At 68.7% G+C, this 21,000-nt stretch carries 19 protein-coding genes; 15 read left to right on the top strand and 4 right to left on the bottom strand.

The annotated features are described in order from the left end of the window. The first annotated feature begins 120 nt into the window (after positions 1 to 120). The 4 genes from IMW82_RS00670 to IMW82_RS00655 all read left to right on the top strand — a co-directional run bounded on the left by IMW82_RS00670 (position 121) and on the right by IMW82_RS00655 (position 5,361). Entirely contained in the window at positions 121 to 918 is a 798-nt protein-coding gene (locus tag IMW82_RS00670; protein WP_211003580.1) for an enoyl-CoA hydratase-related protein, read from the top strand. A gap of 94 nt (positions 919 to 1,012) precedes the next feature. Continuing rightward, positions 1,013 to 3,007, top strand: coding sequence for an acetyl/propionyl/methylcrotonyl-CoA carboxylase subunit alpha (locus IMW82_RS00665; protein WP_211003579.1), 1,995 nt, complete (start codon positions 1,013 to 1,015; stop codon positions 3,005 to 3,007). A 59-nt stretch (positions 3,008 to 3,066) separates the two neighbouring features. After that, complete coding sequence (locus tag IMW82_RS00660) at positions 3,067 to 3,969, top strand: hydroxymethylglutaryl-CoA lyase (RefSeq protein WP_211003578.1); 903 nt, start codon at positions 3,067 to 3,069, stop codon at positions 3,967 to 3,969. 63 nt (positions 3,970 to 4,032) lie between these two features. After that, positions 4,033 to 5,361 carry an amidohydrolase family protein gene (locus tag IMW82_RS00655; protein WP_211003577.1) on the top strand — a complete coding sequence of 443 codons (1,329 nt, stop codon included), beginning with the start codon at positions 4,033 to 4,035 and terminating at the stop codon, positions 5,359 to 5,361. Between the two features lie 16 nt (positions 5,362 to 5,377). Here IMW82_RS00655 and IMW82_RS00650 read toward each other — a convergent pair whose 3' ends face one another. Both IMW82_RS00650 and IMW82_RS00645 read right to left on the bottom strand, forming a co-directional pair. After that, positions 5,378 to 5,854: an NUDIX domain-containing protein gene (locus IMW82_RS00650; RefSeq protein WP_211003576.1), complete on the bottom strand. Its 477-nt coding sequence runs from the start codon at positions 5,852 to 5,854 to the stop codon at positions 5,378 to 5,380. Then, positions 5,851 to 6,486, bottom strand: a complete 636-nt coding sequence (locus tag IMW82_RS00645; protein WP_211003575.1) for a glutathione S-transferase family protein — start codon at positions 6,484 to 6,486, stop codon at positions 5,851 to 5,853. The genes IMW82_RS00650 and IMW82_RS00645 overlap by 4 nt, the downstream gene beginning before the upstream one ends. A gap of 68 nt (positions 6,487 to 6,554) precedes the next feature. Here IMW82_RS00645 and IMW82_RS00640 point away from each other — a divergent pair, with 68 nt between their 5' ends. Both IMW82_RS00640 and IMW82_RS00635 read left to right on the top strand, forming a co-directional pair. Next, positions 6,555 to 7,043, top strand: a complete 489-nt coding sequence (locus IMW82_RS00640; RefSeq protein ID WP_211003574.1) for a GNAT family N-acetyltransferase — start codon at positions 6,555 to 6,557, stop codon at positions 7,041 to 7,043. 5 nt (positions 7,044 to 7,048) lie between these two features. After that, the gene (locus tag IMW82_RS00635; protein ID WP_211003573.1) at positions 7,049 to 7,624 is read left to right on the top strand and encodes a GNAT family N-acetyltransferase; all 576 of its coding nucleotides are present in this window, start codon (positions 7,049 to 7,051) and stop codon (positions 7,622 to 7,624) included. A 156-nt stretch (positions 7,625 to 7,780) separates the two neighbouring features. Here IMW82_RS00635 and IMW82_RS00630 read toward each other — a convergent pair whose 3' ends face one another. Further along, positions 7,781 to 8,251: an RcnB family protein gene (locus tag IMW82_RS00630; protein WP_211003572.1), complete on the bottom strand. Its 471-nt coding sequence runs from the start codon at positions 8,249 to 8,251 to the stop codon at positions 7,781 to 7,783. Positions 8,252 to 8,460: 209 nt separating this feature from the next. On the opposite strand from IMW82_RS00630, the gene IMW82_RS00625 reads away from it, so the two are divergent. From IMW82_RS00625 to kynU, 6 genes are all read left to right on the top strand, one after another. After that, entirely contained in the window at positions 8,461 to 9,228 is a 768-nt protein-coding gene (locus IMW82_RS00625; RefSeq protein WP_211003571.1) for an SDR family NAD(P)-dependent oxidoreductase, read from the top strand. A gap of 126 nt (positions 9,229 to 9,354) precedes the next feature. Further along, positions 9,355 to 9,918 carry an elongation factor P-like protein YeiP gene (gene yeiP / locus IMW82_RS00620; protein ID WP_108471548.1) on the top strand — a complete coding sequence of 188 codons (564 nt, stop codon included), beginning with the start codon at positions 9,355 to 9,357 and terminating at the stop codon, positions 9,916 to 9,918. Positions 9,919 to 10,078: 160 nt separating this feature from the next. Beyond that, positions 10,079 to 12,163 carry an FUSC family protein gene (locus IMW82_RS00615; protein ID WP_211003570.1) on the top strand — a complete coding sequence of 695 codons (2,085 nt, stop codon included), beginning with the start codon at positions 10,079 to 10,081 and terminating at the stop codon, positions 12,161 to 12,163. 58 nt (positions 12,164 to 12,221) lie between these two features. After that, positions 12,222 to 13,256 (top strand): amidohydrolase family protein, encoded by a 1,035-nt coding sequence (locus tag IMW82_RS00610; protein WP_108471550.1) that lies wholly within the window; start codon positions 12,222 to 12,224, stop codon positions 13,254 to 13,256. Next, complete coding sequence (locus IMW82_RS00605; protein WP_211003569.1) at positions 13,253 to 13,771, top strand: hypothetical protein; 519 nt, start codon at positions 13,253 to 13,255, stop codon at positions 13,769 to 13,771. Before IMW82_RS00610 ends, IMW82_RS00605 begins: the two co-directional genes overlap by 4 nt. A gap of 165 nt (positions 13,772 to 13,936) precedes the next feature. Then, complete coding sequence (kynU, locus tag IMW82_RS00600) at positions 13,937 to 15,217, top strand: kynureninase (RefSeq protein WP_211003568.1); 1,281 nt, start codon at positions 13,937 to 13,939, stop codon at positions 15,215 to 15,217. A 136-nt stretch (positions 15,218 to 15,353) separates the two neighbouring features. On the opposite strand, the gene IMW82_RS00595 is transcribed toward kynU, so the two are convergent. Further along, positions 15,354 to 16,157: a hypothetical protein gene (locus IMW82_RS00595; RefSeq protein ID WP_211003567.1), complete on the bottom strand. Its 804-nt coding sequence runs from the start codon at positions 16,155 to 16,157 to the stop codon at positions 15,354 to 15,356. 695 nt (positions 16,158 to 16,852) lie between these two features. On the opposite strand from IMW82_RS00595, the gene IMW82_RS00590 reads away from it, so the two are divergent. The 3 genes from IMW82_RS00590 to IMW82_RS00580 all read left to right on the top strand — a co-directional run bounded on the left by IMW82_RS00590 (position 16,853) and on the right by IMW82_RS00580 (position 20,995). Continuing rightward, entirely contained in the window at positions 16,853 to 18,067 is a 1,215-nt protein-coding gene (locus IMW82_RS00590) for an SPFH domain-containing protein (protein WP_244754123.1), read from the top strand. Then, positions 18,064 to 19,539 carry a hypothetical protein gene (locus IMW82_RS00585; protein ID WP_244754122.1) on the top strand — a complete coding sequence of 492 codons (1,476 nt, stop codon included), beginning with the start codon at positions 18,064 to 18,066 and terminating at the stop codon, positions 19,537 to 19,539. Before IMW82_RS00590 ends, IMW82_RS00585 begins: the two co-directional genes overlap by 4 nt. Positions 19,540 to 19,747: 208 nt before the next feature. Next, positions 19,748 to 20,995, top strand: coding sequence for an MFS transporter (locus IMW82_RS00580; RefSeq protein WP_211003566.1), 1,248 nt, complete (start codon positions 19,748 to 19,750; stop codon positions 20,993 to 20,995). Positions 20,996 to 21,000: the final 5 nt, after the last annotated feature.

The following is a 21,000-nucleotide window of genomic DNA, read 5'->3' as shown; positions in this document are numbered from 1 at the left end:
AGGCTTGATTCTCAAATAAGAATAGTTCGCATTGTAGCCCTACGCCCGCCCCGCTGCACCACGCCCGATTGCCGCAGCCCGTTGCGTTTATCATCGCGTTATTTGCCGCAGGGACGACCGATGACTGACTCCACCCTCAGCGAACGCCGCGGCGCCGTCGCCTGGCTCACCCTGAACCGGCCGCAGGTGCACAACGCCTTCGACGACGGCCTGATCGCCGCACTGACCGAGGCACTGGCGGCCGCCGACGCCGACCCGGCGGTGCGCTGCGTGGTGCTCAGCGGCAGCGGCAGCACGTTTTCCGCCGGCGCCGACCTGAACTGGATGCGCGGCATGGCCGGCGCCAGCGAGCAGGAAAACCGCGAGGATTCGCTGCGCCTGGCGCGGCTGATGCGCAGCCTGCAGTTCCTGTCCAAGCCCACCATCGCGCGCGTCAACGGCGCCGCCTACGGTGGTGGCGTGGGCCTGGTCGCCTGCTGCGATATCGCCATCGGCGTGGGCGGCGCCAAGTTCGCACTGTCGGAAGTGAAGCTGGGCCTGGTGCCGGCGGTGATCTCGCCGTACGTGATCGCCGCGATCGGCCTGCGTGAGGCGCGCCGGCTGTTCGTCACCGGCGAGGTGTTCGATGCCGCCGAGGCGCGACGGATCGGCCTGCTGCACGCGGTGGTGTCGGGCAGCGAACTGGACGAGGCGATCGAGCGCCAGCTGCATTTCCTCGCCAAGGCCGGCCCGCTGGCCCAGCACGAGGCGAAGCAACTGGCCTTGCGCATCGGCGGCGTGGACCTGGCTGCGGCCGAGCACATCGACGCCGCCAACGCCGAGCTGATCGCCCGCCTGCGCGTCTCGCCGGAAGGCCAGCACGGCCTGGGCGCCTTCCTCGACAAGCGCGCGCCGGCGTGGGTCGGCCAGGCCACCTGAGCGCTGCCATGCTGCGCCGCGCATCGGCTGCGACGGTGCAATCTGTTAGTTTCAACGGCTTTGCATCGACATCCAACGGCTCCAGGAACCCCGCATGTTCGAACGCGTACTGATCGCCAACCGCGGCGAGATCGCCTGCCGCGTGATCCGCACCTGCCGCCGCCTCGGCATCCACACCATCGCGGTGTACTCGGAAGCCGACCGCGACGCGCAGCACGTGCGGCTGGCCGACGAGGCGTGGCCGATCGGCGGCCCGCTGCCGGCCGAGTCCTACCTGCGCATCGACACGATTCTCGATGCCGCGAAGGAAAGCGGCGCCCAGGCCATCCACCCCGGCTACGGCTTCCTGTCCGAGAACACCGCCTTCTCGCGCGCCTGCCAGGACGCCGGCATCGTGTTCATCGGCCCGGACCCGCAGAGCATCGAGGCGATGGGTTCCAAGGCCGCTGCCAAGCACCTGATGGCGAAGCACGCCGTGCCGCTGGTGCCCGGCTACGACGGCGACGAGCAGGACAACGCGTACCTTGCCGAACAGGCGCACGCCATCGGCTACCCGCTGATCATCAAGCCCTCGGCCGGCGGCGGCGGCAAGGGCATGCAGATCGTGCGCTCGGATGCGGAATTCCCCGAGGCGCTGGAAACCGCGCAGCGCGTGGCCAAGGCCGCGTTCGGCGACTCCAGCATGCTGCTGGAGCGCTACATCGAGCAGCCGCGACACATCGAGTTCCAGGTGTTCGGCGACCGCCACGGCCACGTGATCCACCTCAACGAACGCGAGTGCTCGGCCCAGCGCCGCTACCAGAAAGTGCTGGAGGAAACCCCCTCGCCGTTCCTCGACGATGCGCGCCGCCAGGCGATGGGCGCGGCTGCCGTGGCCGCCGCGAAAGCCGTGGATTACGTCGGCGCCGGTACGGTGGAGTTCATCGTGGCGCAGGACGGCACATTCTTCTTCATGGAAATGAACACGCGATTGCAGGTGGAGCACCCGGTCACCGAACTGACCCTGGGCCTGGACCTGGTCGAATGGCAGCTGCGCGTGGCCGCCGGCCAGCCGCTGCCACTCGCGCAGGACCAGGTGCACGCGCATGGCCACGCGATCGAGGTGCGGCTGTACGCGGAGGACCCCGACCAGAACTTCCTGCCCGGCTCCGGCAAGTTGCAGACGCTGCGCCTGCCCACGCCATCGGCCCACGTGCGCCTCGACGGCGGCGTGGTCGAGGGCGACAGCGTGACGATCTTCTACGACCCGATGATCGCCAAGCTGATCGTGTTCGACCACGATCGCCCGCAGGCCCTGCAGCGACTGCGCGAGGCGCTGGCGGAGTGCGAGATTATCGGGCCGAAGTCGAACATCGGCTTCCTCGAACGGCTGGCGCAGCATCCGGCGGTGGTCGAGGGGCGCATCGACACCGGCTACCTGGATCGCCACCTGGACGAGTTCCTGGTCGGCGACGTTACGCCTTCAGACGGAACGCTGTTTGCCGCCGCCACCGCCGCGCTGCTGCACGATGAACTGCACGTGCAGAGCGCTCCGGTCGACCCGCATTCGCCCTGGGCGCGTGCCGACGCGTGGCGCATCGGCCATGCCGGCAAGCGCATCGTGGCGCTGGCCGCGCGCGAACGGCGTTTCGAAATCGAGGCCCATGGCCACGACGGCAACTATCAACTGCGTCACGGCGAAGCGGGTTGCGAAGTACGCGGCGCACGCCTGTCGGGCGACACCCTCAGCGCCCGCTTCGACGGCGAGTCACGCCGCGTGCCGTTGCGCTGCGACGCCACCCGCGTGCTGCTGCACGACGCCGGTGGCCAGCGCTACAGCTTCAGCCGCGCCGCCGCGTTCGCGTGGGAAGCGAAAGACGACGCCGGCGGCAACCAGGTGATCGCGCCGATGCCCGGCCGCATCGTGCTGGTGAAAGCCAAAGCCGGCGACGTGGTCGAACAGGGCCAGGAGCTGCTGGTGATGGAAGCGATGAAGATGGAACTGGCCTTGAAGGCACCGCGCGCCGGCACCATCGAGAGCGTGAATGCTACACAAGGCGAATTCGTCGAAGCCGACGTCGTGCTGGTGCGTTTCGCTGCAGCTTCGTAGGGCGGGCACGGCCCGCTGCGTCGGCGAGTGGCAACATTACTTCCTACCGGAGCTTCCGCATGACTCCATCCAGCCACGTCCGCATCGTCGAAGTCGGTGCCCGCGACGGCCTGCAGAACGAGAAAACCCTGCTGCCGGCCGAGGTGAAGATCGCACTGATCGACCGGCTCTCCGCCACCGGTTTGCAGACCATCGAGGCGACCAGCTTCGTCAGCCCGAAATGGGTGCCGCAACTGGCCGACGCCGCCGAGGTGTTCACCCGCATCCGCAAGCTGCCGGGCGTGAGTTATCCGGTGCTGGTGCCGAACCTGCAGGGCTACGAGCGGGCGCGTGAAGTGGGTGCCACCGAGATCGCCGTGTTCACCGCCGCTTCGGAAGCGTTCAATCGCAAGAACATCAACGCCTCGATCGATGAATCCATCGAACGTTTCATCCCGGTGATGGAACAGGCCCGGGCCGACGGCGTGCAGGTACGCGGCTACGTCTCCACCGTGCTCGGCTGCCCGTACCAGGGCGAAGTGCCGCTCAGCGACGTAGTGCGCGTGGCGCGGCGCCTGCACGAACTGGGCTGTCACGAAATCTCGCTGGGCGACACCATCGGCGTGGGCACCCCGGCGAAGGCGCGCGCAATGCTGCACGCGGTGGCGCAGGAGGTACCGATGGCCGCGTTGGCCGTGCACTTCCACGACACCTACGGCCAGGCGCTGGCGAACATCCTGGCCTGCCTGGAGGAAGGCGTGCGCGTGGTTGACAGCGCCGTCTCCGGCACCGGCGGCTGCCCGTACGCGAAGGGCGCCACCGGCAACGTGGCCAGCGAAGACGTGGTCTACATGCTGCACGGCATGGGCATGCAGACCGGCATCGACCTCGACCTGCTTATCGCCACCGGCGCCTGGCTCGCCGCGCAGCTGCACAAGGAAACCGCCAGCCGGGTCACCCGCGCGCGCACCGCCGTCGGCTGAGTCGCCGCGGTCCGCGCGCGACTCGTTATGATCGAAACCTCGATCGACGAGGGGAAGGAAACGATGCGCGCAAGCCCGATGATCCGGCGAACGACGGCACTCCTGCTGCTCCTGCTGTGTGCCGTGCTCGCGCCCGCGGCGGCGACCGGCAGCACGCCCAAGGGCGACTGGCTGCTGCTGCCCGAACGGGTGTGGACTGCCGACGGTGACGCCGCGCACACCGGCTGGGCCGTGCTGGTGCACGATGGTGCGATCGCCGCGGTCGGCCCGGTAGCGTCAATCCAGGCCCCTGCCGACGCCCAGCGCATCGAATTGCCCGGTGCCACGCTCACGCCCGGCCTGATCGACCTGCACTCGCACCTGTTCCTGCACCCGTACAACGAGACGCTGTGGAACGACCAGGTGCTCACCGAGCCACAGAATTACCGCACGCTCGAGGCCGCCAGACACGCGCGCGACACCCTGCTCGCCGGCTTCACCACCCTGCGCGACCTCGGCACCGAAGGCGCCGGCTACGCCGACGTGTCGATCAAGCGCGCGATCGAGGAAGGGCTGATTCCCGGCCCGCGCCTGTTCGTCACCACTCGCGCCATCGTCGCCACCGCCAGCTATGGGCCGGGACCGCGCGGCTTCCGTCCCGACCTGGAGCTGCCGCAGGGCGCACAGCCGGTGACCGGCGCGGATGCTGCCGTGGCGGCTGTGCGCGAGCAGGCCGCGCGCGGCGCGGACTGGATCAAGCTGTACGCCGACTACCGTGTGGGTGACCACGGCCAGACCATGCCCACGCTGTCACCCGCCGAGATCAGAGCCATCGTGGAGGCAGCCCACCAGATCGGCCGTCCGGTCGCCGCACATGCGGCCAGCGAGGCCGGCGTGCGCAACGCGGCGGAGGCGGGCGTGGACACCATCGAACACGGCTACGGCGCCAGCGAGGCCACCTTCCGCCTGCTGAAGCAGAAGGGTATCGCCTACGAGCCCACGCTCACCGCGGTGGAAGCCACCTCCGAGTATTTCCAGCACTACGTGCCTGGGCAGTCGGCGCCCACGCCGGCCATGCAGGAAGCCGCCCGCGCGTTCCGCACCGCGCTGAAGCTGGGCGTGACCATCGGCAACGGCAGCGACGTGGGCGTGTTCGCACACGGCGAAAACTGGCGCGAGCCGGCCGCGATGGTCGCCGATGGCATGACGCCGGCGCAGGCGCTGCACGCCGCCACCGACGTGGCGGCGAAGATCCTGCGCCAGTCGCAGCGCCTCGGTCGCATCGCACCCGGCCTGGCCGCCGACCTCGCTGCGTTCAGCGGCGATCCCGCCACGCACATCGACGCCCTGCAGCACCCGGTGTTCGTGATGAAGGACGGCAGCGTCTACCGCCGCCCCGAACCGCAGCCGTAACCACGGCGCGCGTCGGTCAGTCGAATGCGATGCGCAGGAACGGCGACGGCTCGCGCTCCACGAATTCGCGGCGCACATGCGCGAGCAGGTCGCGCTGGCTGCCGAACGGCAGCAACCCGCACGCCTCGTCGAGCGTCGCCCAGCGGAACGCGGAGTGCTCGCCGTTCAATCGCACTGCAACGTTGTCGGCCACGCGTGCCACGAAGGCGGGCACCAGCTCGATGCCGTCGTCCTGCGCCGCATAGAACTGTTCGCAGAAGCTGGTCGCATGCAGTGTCGCGGGCAGCAGGCCGGTTTCCTCGCGCAACTCGCGCAGTGCAGTTTGCCAGCCGCTTTCACCGGCCTCGACATGGCCGGCGACGTAGCTCCACACATCGTGCAGGTAGGTACCGGCGCGGCGCACCAGCAGCACCCGGGCGTCCTTGCCGGTACCGCGCAACACCACTACGGACACCATGTGGCAACGCAGCGACAGGCCCGGGGCGGAGCTCATGCCGACGCCAGCAGCTGGCGACTGGCCGCGGCGCTCGGCCGCGCCGCCATCCGTTCGAACCACGGGCCGATGTTCGGCAGCTGGCGGTCGAACGGCTGGTTCACGCCCACGCCAAAATCCAGCCATACGTAAAGCCAGATGTCGGCGGCGCTGAAGCGCTCGCCGCACAGGTACGGCCCGGCGCCGAACAGGCCGTCCAGCCAGGCGAGGCGATCCTGCGCCACCCGCTTCAGGCCCGCCGCCGCCTCCGGCAGTACCGGGATGCGCGGCTCGAAGCGCGCCAGCCCCTCGGCGTAATGGAAGGCGTTGTGGATGAACTCGGTGACGTTGAGCTCCACCCGCCGCCACCACTGCCGGGTCTGCGCGCGCTGCTCGGGCGTCGCGCCGATCAGCACGGGCTGCGGATGAAGTTCCTCCAGGTACTCGGCGATCGCCACCGCCTCGGCCAGCGTCGAGCCGTCGTCCAGTCGCAGCGCCGGCGTCTGTCCGGCCGGGTTGATCGTAAGATAAGCGGGCTCGCGGTTCTCACCGCGCATCACGTCCACCGTCACTGCTGGCAGGCGCAGGCCTTTCTCCAGCACGAACATGCGCAGGCAACGCGGCGCAGGGCTTATGGCATCGTAGATCAGCACGGCACGACTCCCGGGCAGCGCCCGCTCGGTGCACACTACACCCTCCCCTTTCCCCACACCCCGCTTCCATGGCCCACGACTACCTGATCCGCCCGATCGAGCCTTCCGACAACGCGGCCATGGCCGCGATCATCCGCACGGTGATGCCCGAGTTCGGCGCCGACGGCCCCGGCTTCGCGATCCACGACGCCGAGGTGGACACGATGTGCGAGTCCTACGCGCAACCACGCAGCAGCTATTTCGTGGTCGAGCGCGACGGGGTGGTGATCGGCGGCGGCGGCGTGGCGCCGCTGCAGAATGCCGAGGCGGACGTGTGCGAACTGCGCAAGATGTATTTCCTGCCCGCCGCGCGTGGCATCGGTGCGGGTGCGGCAATGATGCAGCGCTGCCTCGACGCGGCGCGCGCGCACGGCTTCAACCGCTGCTACCTGGAAACACTGACCGGCATGGACGCGGCCCAGGCGTTGTACAAGCGCAGCGGTTTCACGCCGTTGTGCGCACCGATGGGCGGCACCGGACACTTCAGCTGCGACCGCTTCTTCATCCGCGAACTGTGACTGCCATGGCCGCCATCCGCATCGCCCGCGACGAAGACGCCGCTGCCATCCACGCGATCTACGCGCCATCGATCCTCGCCGGCGTGGCTACCTTCGAGACCGAACTGCCCGGCGTGGACGCCATGCGCGAACGCCTGCGCGCGCGCCTCAAGCATTACCCGTGGCTGGTGTGGGAAGAGGCCGGCGAGGTGCTGGCCTACGCCTATGCCGGGCGCTTCCGCGAGCGCGCCGCCTACGACTGGATCGCCGAGACCTCGATCTACGTGCACGCCAACGCGCAGCGCCGCGGCATCGCGCGCCGGCTGTACGGCGTGCTGCTCGACGTGATGCGGCGGCAGGGCATCACCCAGGCGGTCGGCGTGATCACCCTGCCCGGCCCGGCCAGCGTGGCGATGCACGAGGCGATGGGCTTCACCCCGGCGGGGGTATGGCGCCAGTGCGGCTACAAGCTGGGGCAGTGGTGGGACGTGGGTGTGTGGCAGAAGGAGCTGCAGGTCGCCGCGAATCCACCCGCAGCCGTCACCCCGTTTCCCCAGCTGTCGCCTGCACAACTGCAAGCGCTGCTGGAAAGCCGGCGCTGATTCCCGGGCGCCGCTCGGCGCAGGGCGGGCATGGGCCGCCGCGGTCCCTCACGACGCCGAAGAGCCAGAGCCGGTGGGTGGTGTCCGCCCTGCGCAAAGTTCCATCAAAAACGGCGCGCCCGCGATGCGGGCGCGCCGTCATGCCTGCGAGCCGGTTCAGTGGCCGAGCAGCAGGTCGACGATCACGCCGGTGGCGATCGCCACCAGCAGGTAGTCGCCGTTGTCGCTGCGCACCCAGCGATAGCCGCGCGGCGGTTCGCGCAGGTCGGCATCGCGCCAGTCGTACACCACGTAGCGGGTGCTGCGGTATTCCACCGGCAGGTAGCCGCCGCGCCGGTACCAGCCCTCGTGGCGGCCGCGATCGTGCCAGTTCTTGTAATGGCCGTAGGCATGGCCGCGTCCATGACCGTTACCCGGTCCCTGGTCGTCGTCATTGTCGTAGCGCACGTAGCGGCCGCCATCCTGGTCATAGCCGCGGCCACGATCGCCATCGTCCTGCTCGTTCTGATCATTGCCATTGCCATTGCCATGACCTCGGCCATGACCATGGCCTTGTGCCAGCACGGAGCCGCTGGCCAGCATCAGCATGGCGCCACACGCGACAGACAGGGCAAGCAGCTTTTTCATGTGTCGATCTCCACTCGATGAGTCAGGGGCCCGCCGGCAGGTTAGCAGCAACCCCCCGGCATCCGTGTGCGACCCGGCACAAAGTTCGTCCCCGCCGACCCAACCCGGGATGAACCACCCTTCCCGGCGAGTTTCGCGTTCAGCCTGCAGCAATCGCGGCCGCTCGGCTACCATTGGCGGCTTTCGGCATCCATTTCGGGGGAACTCCCATGCAGCTCGATCAGGTCAAGGCGATCATCACCGGCGGCGCCTCCGGTCTCGGCCACGCAGTGGCGCAGCATCTGGTGGCGAACGGCGGCAAGGTCGCGCTGTTCGACGTCAACGAGGACAAGGGCCAGGCCGCCGCAAAGGAACTGGGCACTGCCGCGCGCTTCTTCCGCACCGACGTCACCTCCGAGGACGGCGTGGCCACCAACGTGGCCGCCGCACACCACGCGATGGGCGGCCTCAACGTGGTGATGAACTGCGCCGGCATCCTCGGCGCCGGCCGCGTACTGGGCAAGGAAGGCGCGATGCCGCTGGCCACGTTCTCCGGCACGGTGATGGTGAACCTGGTCGGCAGCTTCAACGTGGCCAAGGCCGGCGCGGCGCTGATGCAGGGCAACCAAGCCGGCGAGGACGGCGAGCGCGGCGTGATCGTCAATACCGCCTCGGTCGCCGCCTACGAAGGCCAGATCGGCCAGGCCGCCTACTCCGCCTCCAAGGGCGGCGTGGTCGGCATGACCCTGCCGATGGCGCGCGAACTGGCGCGCTTCGGCATCCGCGTGGCGACGATCGCGCCGGGCATCTTCTGGACCCCGATGGTCGACGGCATGCCCGAGTCCGTGCAGCAGTCGTTGTCCGCCTCGATCCCGTTTCCCTCGCGCCTGGGCAAGCCGGAAGAGTTCGCGGCCACCGTGGCCTTCATCCTCGGCAACCGCTACATCAACGGCGAGACGATCCGCCTCGACGGCGCGGTGCGGCTGGCCGCCAAATAGCCGGGCACTGGGAATAGAGCAGCGGGAATCGCCAAGACAAATCGCGCTCCTGCCTCGACACCCTCCGCCACGACGAACCGCTTTTACGATTCCTTGTTCCCGATTCCCTACTCCGGCCCCAATCCCATGAAAGCTTCCGACGTCAAGAAAGGCAACGTGGTCGAACACGACGGCACCGTCTACCAGGTACGCGACATCGAGCGCAGCTCGCCGAGCGCGCGCGGTGGCAACGTCACCTTCCGCTTCACCCTGTACACGATCCCCGGCGGGCGCAAGTTCGATCTCAGCCTGCGCGCTGATGACGAACTGCGCGAGATGGACCTGGTGCGCCGCGCCGCCAACTTCTCCTACATGGACGATGGCGCGTTCGTGTTCATGGATGCCGAGGATTACACCCAGTACCCGCTGTCGCCAGAACTGGTCGGCGACAACGCTGGCTACATCGTCGAGGGCATCGAGGGCTACTACGTGCAGCTGATCGACGATGCGCCGGTCGGCCTGCAGGTGCCGACCAGCGTGGTGCTGACCGTGGTCGACACCGCACCGGAAATGAAGGGCTCCAGCGCCACCAAGCGCACCAAGCCGGCCAAGCTCGTGACCGGCATCGAGATCCAGGTGCCCGAGTACATCAGCAACGACGAGAAAGTGTGGGTGAACACGCTCACCGGCGAGTTCGCCGGCAGGGCCTGAGGGCACTCCAAATCGCAGGGCGGGCACTGCCCGCCGCTCGCTCTTGCCAGGCACCTGCCGGCGGACGGTGTCCGCCCTGCGCCGGCGGCCATGGGGAACGAGTGAGGTCGGCGACGCGCGGTTTTTGCCATACTCGTTCTCCCTCACATCCACATCGCCCATGTCCTCCAGCACCTATTCGCTGCGCGCCCATGCGCTCGAAAGCCTGATTGCGATCAAGCGGCCAGACGTGCCGTGGCGGGTGGTGCTGCGCAATACCGCGGCGGTGGTGCTGCCGCTGGCCGCGGGCATGGCAACCGGCCATCCGCAGATCGGCCTGGGTGTGGCGGCCGGCGCGCTGGACACGATGTTCTCCGACCAGCCCGGGCCGTACCGCCAGCGCCTGCGGCAACTGCTGCTGGCGTCGCTGGCCGCCGGCCTCGCCGCGCTGGTGGGTTTCCTGATCGGCGGCCAGTTGCTGCCGATCCTGCTCGCCACCGCGGCCTGCGGCTTCTTCGGCGGGCTGCTGGTGGTGTTCGGCACGGACACTGCGCGGGTCGGTATGACCAGCATGATCCTGCTGGTGATCACCGCCTCCACACCGACCTCGCTAGAGCAGGCGTTCGGCGGCGCCGCGCTGATCTTCGCCGGCGGCCTGCTGCTGATGGCGTTCTCGCTGGCGGCGTGGCCGCTGCAGCGCTACTGGCCGGAGCGCATGGCGCTGGCCAACGTGTACGCCGGGCTGGCGGAACTGGCCCGGCAGCCGTCTCGCGACGAAGCCGATGTGCCCGCGCTGACCGAGGCAATGACCACGCTGCAGCAGACCCTGCTCGGCCGCCACCGCGCGCACGGCCGCGCGATGGAGGCGTTCGGCGTGCTGCTGGAGCTGGCCGAGCGGATCCGGCTGGAGCTCACCGCGATGAGCGCACTGCACGCCGACCCGAGCATCCATGCGCTGTTCCGCGACGACGCGGCCCGTGTGCTGGCAGCCATCGCCGAGGCGCTGGAACGCGGCGACTCACCGGAGCAGGCCCAGCACACGCTGCAGGCCCTGCGCGCCAGCGAGCGCGCCCTGCTCGACGGCGGCGAGCGGGCGCCCGGCCTGGCCGCGCACATCCATGCGCTGGCCGGCCAGCTGGCCGCCGCCGTGCGCAACGCCGACTGGGCCGGCAGCCGCGGCGAACTGCGTGCCAGCGCGGAGGAAACCCGCCTTCCCAAGAGCCTGCGCAGCAGTTCCACCTGGCCCACCTTGCGCGCCAGCCTTACCCCTCGCTCGGTGGCGTTCCGCCACGCCGTGCGCATGGCGGTCTGCCTTACCGTCGCGCTGTGGATCTCGCGCCTGCTGCAGCTGCCGCACGGCTACTGGCTGCCGATGACGGCGGCGATCGTGCTGCGCCCGGATTTCGCCGCCACCTTCAACTTCGGCCTGCTGCGCGTGCTCGGCACCGTGCTGGGGCTGGTGCTCACCACCGTGCTGCTGCACGTCACGCCAGACGAACCGTGGGCGCACTTGGCACTGATGGCGGTACTGTGCATGGCGTTCCGCTACCTGGCCGGCGCGCACTACGGCATCGCGGTGGCGGCACTGACCGGCACCGTGGTGATCCTGCTCTCGTTCGAAGGGGTCAACCCCGGCCTGGCGGTAACCGACCGCGTGCTCAACACCGCGCTCGGCTGCGGCATGGCCCTGGTCGCCTACGTGGCGTGGCCGACCTGGGAGCGCGGCCGCGCACGCGCCGCACTGGCAGTGATGCTGGATGCGTACGCCAGCTACCTGCACGCGCTGGCGCAGCCCGGGCAGACCGCCATGCACAACGACATGCGCAGCGCGGCGCGCACCGCACGCACCAATGCGCAGGCCTCGATCGACCGCATGCGCACCGAGCCGGCCACGCCGCCGGAGCTGCTGGCGCTGGCCCGCGCGCTGTTCGCCAACGGCAACCGCCTGGCCCGTACCGCGATGACGCTGGAAGCCACCCTCGACGATCTCGCCACGCTGGCCGAACCGACCGGCATCACCCGCTTCGTCGAGCAGGCGGCCAGCACCGTGCGGGCAGTCGCCGCCGCCTTGCGCGAACAGCGTCCGACCGGCCCCCTGCCCGACCTGCGCGCGATGCAGCGCCAGCTGGTCGCCACCATGCAGGCAGGCAGCGACCCCGCTGCCGCCGAGCTGCTGGCGCGGATCAGCGACCGCCTGGTCGACAACATCAACACGCTGACCCACGTGACGAACCGCACCCGGCAGGACGCACCCGCCACGGCGTAGCCTTGCGCATGTGCGGGCGCAACGCGACGCCATGGCACGGAGGTTTTACACTGCGCGGATGCTGAAGATCGACACGCACGCGCACATCCTGCCCCGCGACTGGCCGAACCTCGCAGCCAAGTACGGCGACGACCGCTTCCCGGTGATGACGCATACCGACGGGCGCCACCGCATCTACAAGGACAGCCGCTTCTTCCGCGAAGTGTGGGATTCGGCGTTCGACCCGCAAACGCGCATCGACGACTACGCCCGCTTCGGCGTCGACGTGCAGGTGATCTCCACCGTGCCGGTGCTGTTCTCGTACTGGGCGCCCGGCCACCAGGCGCTGGAACTGCACCGCCATCTCAACGAGCACATGGCCGGCATCTGCCGCGACTTCCCGCGCCACTACGCCGGCATCGGCACGGTGCCGCTGCAGGCGCCGCAGCTGGCCGTGCGCGAGCTGGAACGCTGCATCGACGAGCTGGGCCTGCAGGGCGTGCAGATCGGTTCGCACTGCGGTGACTGGAACCTCGACGCGCCGGAGCTGTTCCCGTTCTTCGAAGCCGCCGCCGATCTCGGCGCCGCCGTGCTGGTGCACCCGTGGGACATGATGGGCATGGCCAGCATGCCGAAATACTGGATGCCGTGGCTGGTCGGCATGCCCGCCGAACAGTCGCGTGCCGCCTGCTGCCTGGTCTTCGGCGGCGTCATGGAGCGGCTGCCGAAGCTGCGCGTGATGCTGGCCCACGGCGGCGGCAGCTTCCCCTCGACGATCGGCCGCATCGAGCACGGCTTCCGCATGCGTCCGGACCTGGTCGCCACCGACAACCCGCGCAACCCGCGCGAGTACCTCCAGCGTTTCTACTTCGACTCCTGCGTGCACGACGACCAGGCGCTGCGTTATCTGCTGGATGTGACGGGCGCCCGCCAGGTGATGCTCGGCACCGACTATCCTTTCCCGCTGGGGGAGCAGGCACCCGGCAGCGGCATCGAGGCGCTGGGCCTGGACGAAGCCGACCGCGCCCGGCTGTTCCATGGCACGGCGCTGGAGTGGCTGGGCCTGCCCCGCCACCGCTTCGCTCCCGATCCCATCCCGAAGGAACCCGCATGAGCCTCCTGCGCAGCACCACCCTCGTGATCGCCTTCGCCGCCGCCCTGCTGGCCGGCGGCGCGCACGCTGCCGACGTCAGCATGGCCGACGGCAGCGTCAAGTTCAGCACGCCGGACAACTGGCTCGACATCATGGAAACCCAGGGCGATCCCGAGGCCCGGGTGTTCCAGGTGCCCGACCCCTCGCCCACCGGCAGGAACAGCCTCGCCCGCGTCACCATCACGGTGAAGCAGGTGGCCGACCTCAACGGCTTCAACCAGTACCGCAGCGACGCCACCGCGAAAGCCATGGCGCTGCCCGGTTACAAGGCCTCCGCGGTACCGCCGGGCCCGAACAGCAACGTCTACACCGCGCAGGAAAATGCCGCCGCCTTCAGCTACACCGAGCACTACTGGTTCAAGAACGGCCGCGCGATCCAGCTGCGCTGCATGCGTCCCAGCCAGACCCAGGCCGGTGCGGACTGGAAGACCGCCTTCGACAAGGGTTGCGACGCGATCGCTGAGCAACTGAAGTAAGCCCGCATATGACTCCCTCCCCTGCTCCGCAGGGGAGGGCTGGGCGACCGGAGGGAGTCCTTCAGGTGAGGGGTAGCTCTTGATCTTCCCGCACGCTCGGGCAACCCCCTCCCAACCTCCCCCTGCCTGCAGGGGGAGGAGCCAATACACCGAAGAGATCGTTCGATGCCTGCAAGTTTCGAAGCCACCCGCGACTGGGCCAATGCCCGCGATGCCGCCGACCCGCTGCGCGCATTCCGCGAGGAGTTCCTGATCCCCCCACACGAAGGCCGCGACAGCACGTACTTCTGCGGCAACTCGCTGGGCCTGCAGCCACGCGCGGTGCGTGAGGCGGTCAACGCGGAACTGGACTACTGGGGCGAGCTGGGCGTCGAAGGCCACTTCAAGGGTCGCCTGCCGTGGATGGATTACCACGAGTTCGTGCGCGACGACCTCGCCGCCGTGGTCGGCGCGAAGCCCGTCGAAGTGGCGGCAATGAACACCCTGGGTGTGAACCTGCACCTGATGATGGTGAGCTTTTACCGCCCCACCGCCGAGCGGCCGGCGATCCTGATCGAAGGCGGCGCGTTTCCCACCGACCGTTACGCAGTGGAATCGCAGATCCGCTTCCACGGCTTCGACCCGGCCACGGCGCTGATCGAACTGGAAGCCGACGAGCCGAACGGCATCGTCTCCGTCGCCGCCATCGAACGCGCGCTGGCCGAACACGGCACGCGCATCGCGCTGGTGATGCTGCCCGGCGTGCAATACCGCACCGGCCAGGCCTTCGACCTCAAGGCGATCACCGCACTCGGCCACCAGCACGGCTGCACCGTCGGCTTCGACCTCGCCCACGCCGTCGGCAACCTGCCGCTGCAACTGCATGACAGCGGCGCCGACTTCGCCATCTGGTGCAGCTACAAATACCTCAACAGCGGCCCCGGCGCCGTCGGCGGCGCCTTCGTGCACGAGCGCCACGCGCAAGCCGTGCTGCCGCGCTTCGCCGGCTGGTGGGGCCACGACAAGACCACCCGCTTCCAGATGGGCCCCGAGTTCGTGCCAACGGCCGGGGCCGACGGCTGGCAACTGTCCAACCCGCCAATCCTCGCGCTGGCGCCGCTGCGTGTGTCGCTTGAGATTTTCCGCCGTGCCGGCATGAACGCGCTGCGCGAGAAGTCGCTGCAACTCACCGGCTACCTGGAATGGCTGGTGCAGACGCAGCTCGCCGACGTGCTGCACGTGGTGACGCCGGCCGAACCCGAACGCCGCGGCGCGCAGCTCTCCATCCGCGTCATCGCCGGCCGCGAGCGCGGCCGTGCCCTGTTCGACTATCTGATGGAGCACGGCATCATCGGCGACTGGCGCGAACCCGACGTGATCCGCATCTCGCCCGCGCCGCTGTACAACCGGTTTGCGGATTGTCTGGCGTTTGCGGAGGCGGTGCGGAGCTGGAGTCGAGGTAGCTGATTCCGGTGCTGGTCGGTCTCATCTGCCATCCCTCCCGTAGGCAGACAGCGCGACGCCAGACCCGCACCTGGTCGCCTGCAATGCACCCGAATTCGGCGGCTTCACGGGCGCACCGTCAGCCACGTCCTCTCAAGGCTCACGGCCCCAGGATCCGCGGTACCAGCGCATGCCAGACCGGCGTGTCCCACAACAAATAGACGGCGATGGCGAAAGGCAGATACAGGCCCAGCCAGACCAGATACACCCGGTGCACCGACCGATGCCTGATCGCGTCCCACAGGAAGAGCGGCGACACCAGCAGCAGCACGTAAAGCAGGGTCGAGAGCGGGCTGGCCGGATGGGTGGTCGGCAGCCAGTGAATCCGGTCGACCGCCGCCGTCAACGGGACCGCCACTGCGAGGAACATCATCCGCTTGTGGAAGCCCGGGTCGGTCCGTCGCACGCGCAAGGCCAGTCCGACGCAGATGGGGAAGAGGATGCCGGCGCTGATCTGGAACAACGCGATGTTGTCCAGGAAATACAGCGTGTGCCGGAGCTGTTCCCGGACCGGTGGCGGCGCTGCCTGCGCCCCATGCCAGACCTGCTGGTAGATCGTCGGCACGAGCAGGAAACCGACCACGACGATGGCCGGAACCAGCAGGAAGGCCGCGCGCCCCAGCAGCATGTGCCGATCGCGTCGACCGGTCGCCATCAGCCAGGACTGGGCCAGCAGCACCAGCAGGAAGGTGCCCATGAGCACGGCATGCACATGCAGGATCGGCGGCAAAGGCGGCCTAGCGCCAGCCCGCACCATGTCGACCTTCATGATCGAATCCGGAATGAACCCGGTCAGCGTGATGGCAATGAAGAAGACTGCCATGAAGACCCAGATCCAGCGGTCGATTGCCAGAACAAGCGGCCTGGCAGGCAGATGCAGCAGTTGCGCGTGATTCGTGGTCATGACTCCCCCGGTTGGCTCTTTCCGCAACGAATGGCTCAACCCGGTTCGGCCACCATGTCGGTCATGCCGAACGCAGGGATGAGTCCGATTGCATATCCCGCCGCGTTCCCACCTGCAAACAGGAAAACGGAGGCGTCTGTGCCACCTCGAATCCAGTACTTTCCCCCTGCTTTTCCCGGCGTTCCCCCTCGCCACACCGGGTACGGCACTTCCACCGCCTCCATCAACTCCACACAGTGGCCGATCCCCTTACTCGGCCAGTGGAGCCGTCGCGTCGCAGCGTCCGGTCAGCATGCTTCGCCGGCCATGAGGCGAGGAGTTCATCGCGCACTCCGGGGTGACCGGACACGGTGAAGTATCCGCGTGCCGGGATCATGTTGTGCCTTCTGCGTCGGGTCCGCAACAGCAAAAAAGACGCCAGAAAAGCTGTCACGGACAGTTTGAACGCCACGGCGAAAGCCGGGCAAGCCGACTCACCGGCATCCGGCCGTCGCCATCCCGGCCTATGGCATCACCGACACTTTTTGTGGCCGCCTGCCAATTGCCACATCCGGTCCGCGACCTGCCGCATCTCCGGCCCACGCGCGGCCCCGCCTGCCCTCCTAATAGGCACCAACCACCGGCCCGCAGGCGGCAACCGCCCCGGGCCCATGGAAGGGCACGCTCCGGGACCCGCAACGGGACGGAGCGCATCAATGGAAGCCATGCAGCAAGGGGGCGGCATCAAGATGGACACGTCGAGCAGGCTCGGCAAGACAGCGACACGCGTACTCAATCGCAAGACCCTGGTCCTGGCGATCCTCGCGCTGGGCGGTTACGGGTTGTACCGCCATCCACCGATCGAAACCGTCGGCCCGCAACAGGTCGGCATCCGGTCGAACGCGTGGACCGGTTCGGTGAGCGAGGTGGGCGAAGGCCCATGCCTGGTGATTCCCGGCATCCACAGCCTGCGCCGGTTCCCGCTGGTGGATCAGGTCTACCGCCCCACCCGCAGCGCCAAGGCGGACGGCCCGGCACCCTTCCAGTCGTCGGAAGGCCTGTCCATCGGTGTCGAGCTGGCGATCCGCTACGCGATCGACGCGCGGAGCCTGCCCAGAGTTGCGAAGGTGCTGCCCGACGATGTCGGCCGCGACATGGTCGAGCCACTGGTCCAGGGCGTGATCTACAAGGTGTTCACGCGCTACACCGTGCGCGAGATCTTCTCGACCAAACGCCAGGAAATCCAGACGCTGATCGAGAACGAGCTCAAGCCGATGCTGGCGGCCGACGGCATCGTGCTGCGCAACGTGATGATGGGTAACGTCGATCTGCCTCCGGATTACCGCGAGGGCATGAACAAGGTGCTGGCCACCGAGCTGGAGAACCAGCAGATGCAATACACCCTGCAGCTGAAGGAGAAGCAGGTACAGGAGTCGAGGCTGCAGGCCGAGGCCGAAAAGGCCCAGCGCGACACCGCTGCCGAGGCGGCGGCCGACGAGCAGATCATCGCGGCCAAGGGGCAGGAAGAGGCGATGAAGCACGTGCTGCCGTTCAAGCGCAAGCAGATCGAGCAGCGCGAGCTGGAAGCGGAAGCCCAGAGCGCCGCCCTGATCCGCAACGCCAAGGGCAGCGCCGAAGCGCGACGCATCGAGGCCACCGGCGAGGCCGACTCGCGCCGCAAGCTCGCCGATGCCGACGCCTACCGGCTGGAGGCGCTGGGCAAGGTCAACAGCGAACAGCTCGCGCGCGATGGCGCCCTGATCGACAAGCATCCGCTGCTGATCCAGAAGACCCTGGCCGACAAGCTGTCCGACAAGATCTCGGTGATCGTGGCGCCGCCGCCCGCCGCGGGCGGATTCATCGGCCAGGCCCTGATCGACGCTGCGCATCAGACCCCGGCAGCAAGCAATGATTCCGGGAGCGCGCCATGAAGGCCCTGGCATGGATGGCCCTGCTGCTGGGCATCAGCATGGGCCTGGCGCATGCCGCCGAGCCCGCACCGCCGCCGGCGAACCCGCTGGCCATCGTCACCCTGGACGGCACCGCGTTGCGGGCGCAGGCGCGCCACTCGGCGACCCCGCAGGCGGTGCTGTGGCAGGGCGAGACCCTGGAGGTGCGCGGGCGCACGCTGGACTACCTGCAGGTCTACGACCATCGCATCGAGCGCGCCGGCTTCGTGCGCGCCAGCCGGGTGCGCATCGTCTCGATGCAGCCAAACGATGCGCCCGAGTTGCTGGCCGTGGTGCGCTTCCTGCGCGACATGCCGGGCAGCGAGGCGCTGGGCATCGCGTATGCGGCGGCCTACCTGAAGGCGGCGCCGGGCAAGGCCATCGACGCCGAGCCGTTCGACGCGCTCGGCGTGATGGCCGGGCGCCTGGCCCGGCGCGCCTCCACGAACCGCAGCAAGGCGCTGGAGCAGGCGCTGTCCGGACAACTGGAGGTGGTGGCCGACTACGGCGTCGCGATCCATAGCATTGCTCGCGACGGCAGCGTGCGACTGTGCTACGACGGCGACGCCTTCCGCCGCGTCATGGCGCTGAACGCCAACGCGACGCAGAAGGCCACCGCCGCGCTGGCCCTGACCGATCCGGCCTGCGTCGATCCCGGCCTGACGCCTGTGCAGCTAGCCGCATTCGACACCTGGCGCGCCGACCTGCTCGATCGCGTGCCGCGCGAAGGCCTGCCCCGCTACGTGCAGAATCGCCTGCACATGCGCATGGCATCGGTGTGGGCGGCGATCGCCTTCGAACGCACGCGCAGCCAGCAACCGGCGCAGCAGGCTGCCTCGCGCGCCATCGACGAGCTGGCGGCGGTCGACACCCGTGCGCTGGTCGAAAGCGATCGCGACGACTACAACGACGCCGCGGTACGCGTGGGTGCCTCGCGCTGGGCGGCCGAGCCGGCACTCAAGACGCCGCAGGGCCTGCACATCGTCACCGCGGCTGGCCGCCCCGGCGAGACCTGCATCGCGCTGCTGGACCGCAAGCACGACGCGAAGACGCCGCTGGCGCAACGCTGCACCTACGGCACGGTCTGGGCAAGCTCGGCACGCGCCAATGCAAGCGGCACCGCGCTGGCCCTGGCCGTGCAGCCGATGACCAGTTGGCGCGAGCTGTGGCTGTTCCACCTGGTCGGCAAGCAGTGGGTGATTGATGTGCTGCCGCCGGCCGACGACGATCCGCAGCTGGGTTACATCGAATTCGCCGGCTGGGTGCCCGGCGACCGCCTGATGCTGGTGGCGCGCGAAGCCCGGGTCAACGGCCGCTTCATCCACCGCTTCGAGATCCTGGACATGGCGTCCCTCGCCACCACCCGCCAGGCCGACAAGCCCTCCTCGCTGAGCCAGTTCTACCGCTACCAGGATGCGATCTGGCGCGGACAGACGGTGAGCCTGCGGGACTGAGGAAAACCGGGGCAGAGTACTTTGCCCCGGTTTCGGAGGGTTGATTAGCCACGTCTCCTTTAATTTGAGGGGGCCTTTGGCTTCTTCCGTCCCGGTTTCGCGCGATCACGCAACCGGCGGCGACAAACCCGTTGGCATCCGGTTACCCTGCCGAAGCCGCACCGGTCCCGCCAGCCGTGCGGCGCCTGTCATTCCGGACCCCCTTCGCATGTTGAGCAGCATCCGCACCACTGCACCGCTGTTGTCCAGCACCGTGTTCCTGTTGATGGGAGTCGGCCTGCTGCATACACATATCGCGTTGCAGGGCGCGGTGCTGGGCTTCTCCGTCGCGATGATCGGCATACTGACCTCGGCCTACTACACCGGCTTCCTGGTCGGTACCTACACGGTGCCGAAGCTCACGCACCGCTTCGGCCACATCCGCAGCTTCGCCTTCTGCACGTCGCTGGTGGCGGTGACCGCGCTGCTGCAGGCACTGACCCCGGCGTACGGGGCCTGGCTGGTGCTGCGGGTCCTGCAGGGGCTGCTGCTGGTCGGTCTGTACGCGATCATCGAGAGCTGGCTGAACACCGCCGCCGAGCCGAGGCACCGCAGCACGGTGTTCGCGGCCTACATGATGCTGAACCTGGGTGCCAGCGCAGCGGCACAGCAGTTCCTGCGCATCCGCGGCGAGGGCTTCGTGTTGTTCTGCGTGGTGGCGATCCTGTTCTGCCTCGCCAGCCTGCCGGTGGTCGTGACCCCGCAGCCGCAACCATCCCTGCGCGCGGCGCCGCGGGTCCAGGTGGGCCACATGTTCCGGCTGGTGCCTACCGCGCTGGTCAGCGCATTGATATCGGGCATGGCGCTGGGCGCGTTCTGGGGCCTGCTGCCGCTGTACGCGGCCGCCCGCGGCCTGGGCACCGCCGAAATCGGCACCTACATGAGCGTGGCCATCGCCGGCGGCGTGACGCTGCAATTGCCGCTGGGGCGCCTGTCCGACCGCATCGACCGACGGCTCGCGCTGGCGCTGATCAGCGCCAGCGCGGCGCTGGTGGCGCTGGTCAACCTGGCATTGCCAACGGCCGGACCGACGGTCGCCATGCTGCTGGTGTTCGCCTTCGCCGGCATGAGCTTCGCGCTGTACCCGATTGCGGTGGCACACCTGGTCGACTACCTGCGCCGTGACGATCTGCTCTCGGGGTCGAGCACGGTGCTGCTGGTCAACGGCATCGGTTCGGCGGTGGGGCCGCTGCTGGCGGGCGCACTGATGAGCCTGACGCGACCGGCGTTCCTGTTCGGCTGGTTCGCGATCCTCGACAGCCTGCTGGCCGGCTACGCGCTGTACCGCTTCATGCGCCGCAAGCGCGAAGTGACATCGGACGACAACTTCGTGCCACGGGTGCACACCACACCGGGCGCGATGGACCCGCATCCCGATACGCCGGAGCAGCCGGGCAAGATGGGCAAGACAGCTTGAACCGG

This window comes from Rhodanobacter sp. B2A1Ga4 (assembly GCF_018101315.1).
Taxonomy (GTDB): Bacteria; Pseudomonadota; Gammaproteobacteria; order Xanthomonadales; family Rhodanobacteraceae; genus Rhodanobacter; species Rhodanobacter thiooxydans_A.
The sequence above is the reverse complement of the archived record's forward strand: the minus strand, read 5'-3'. Positions and strand labels throughout refer to the sequence as shown.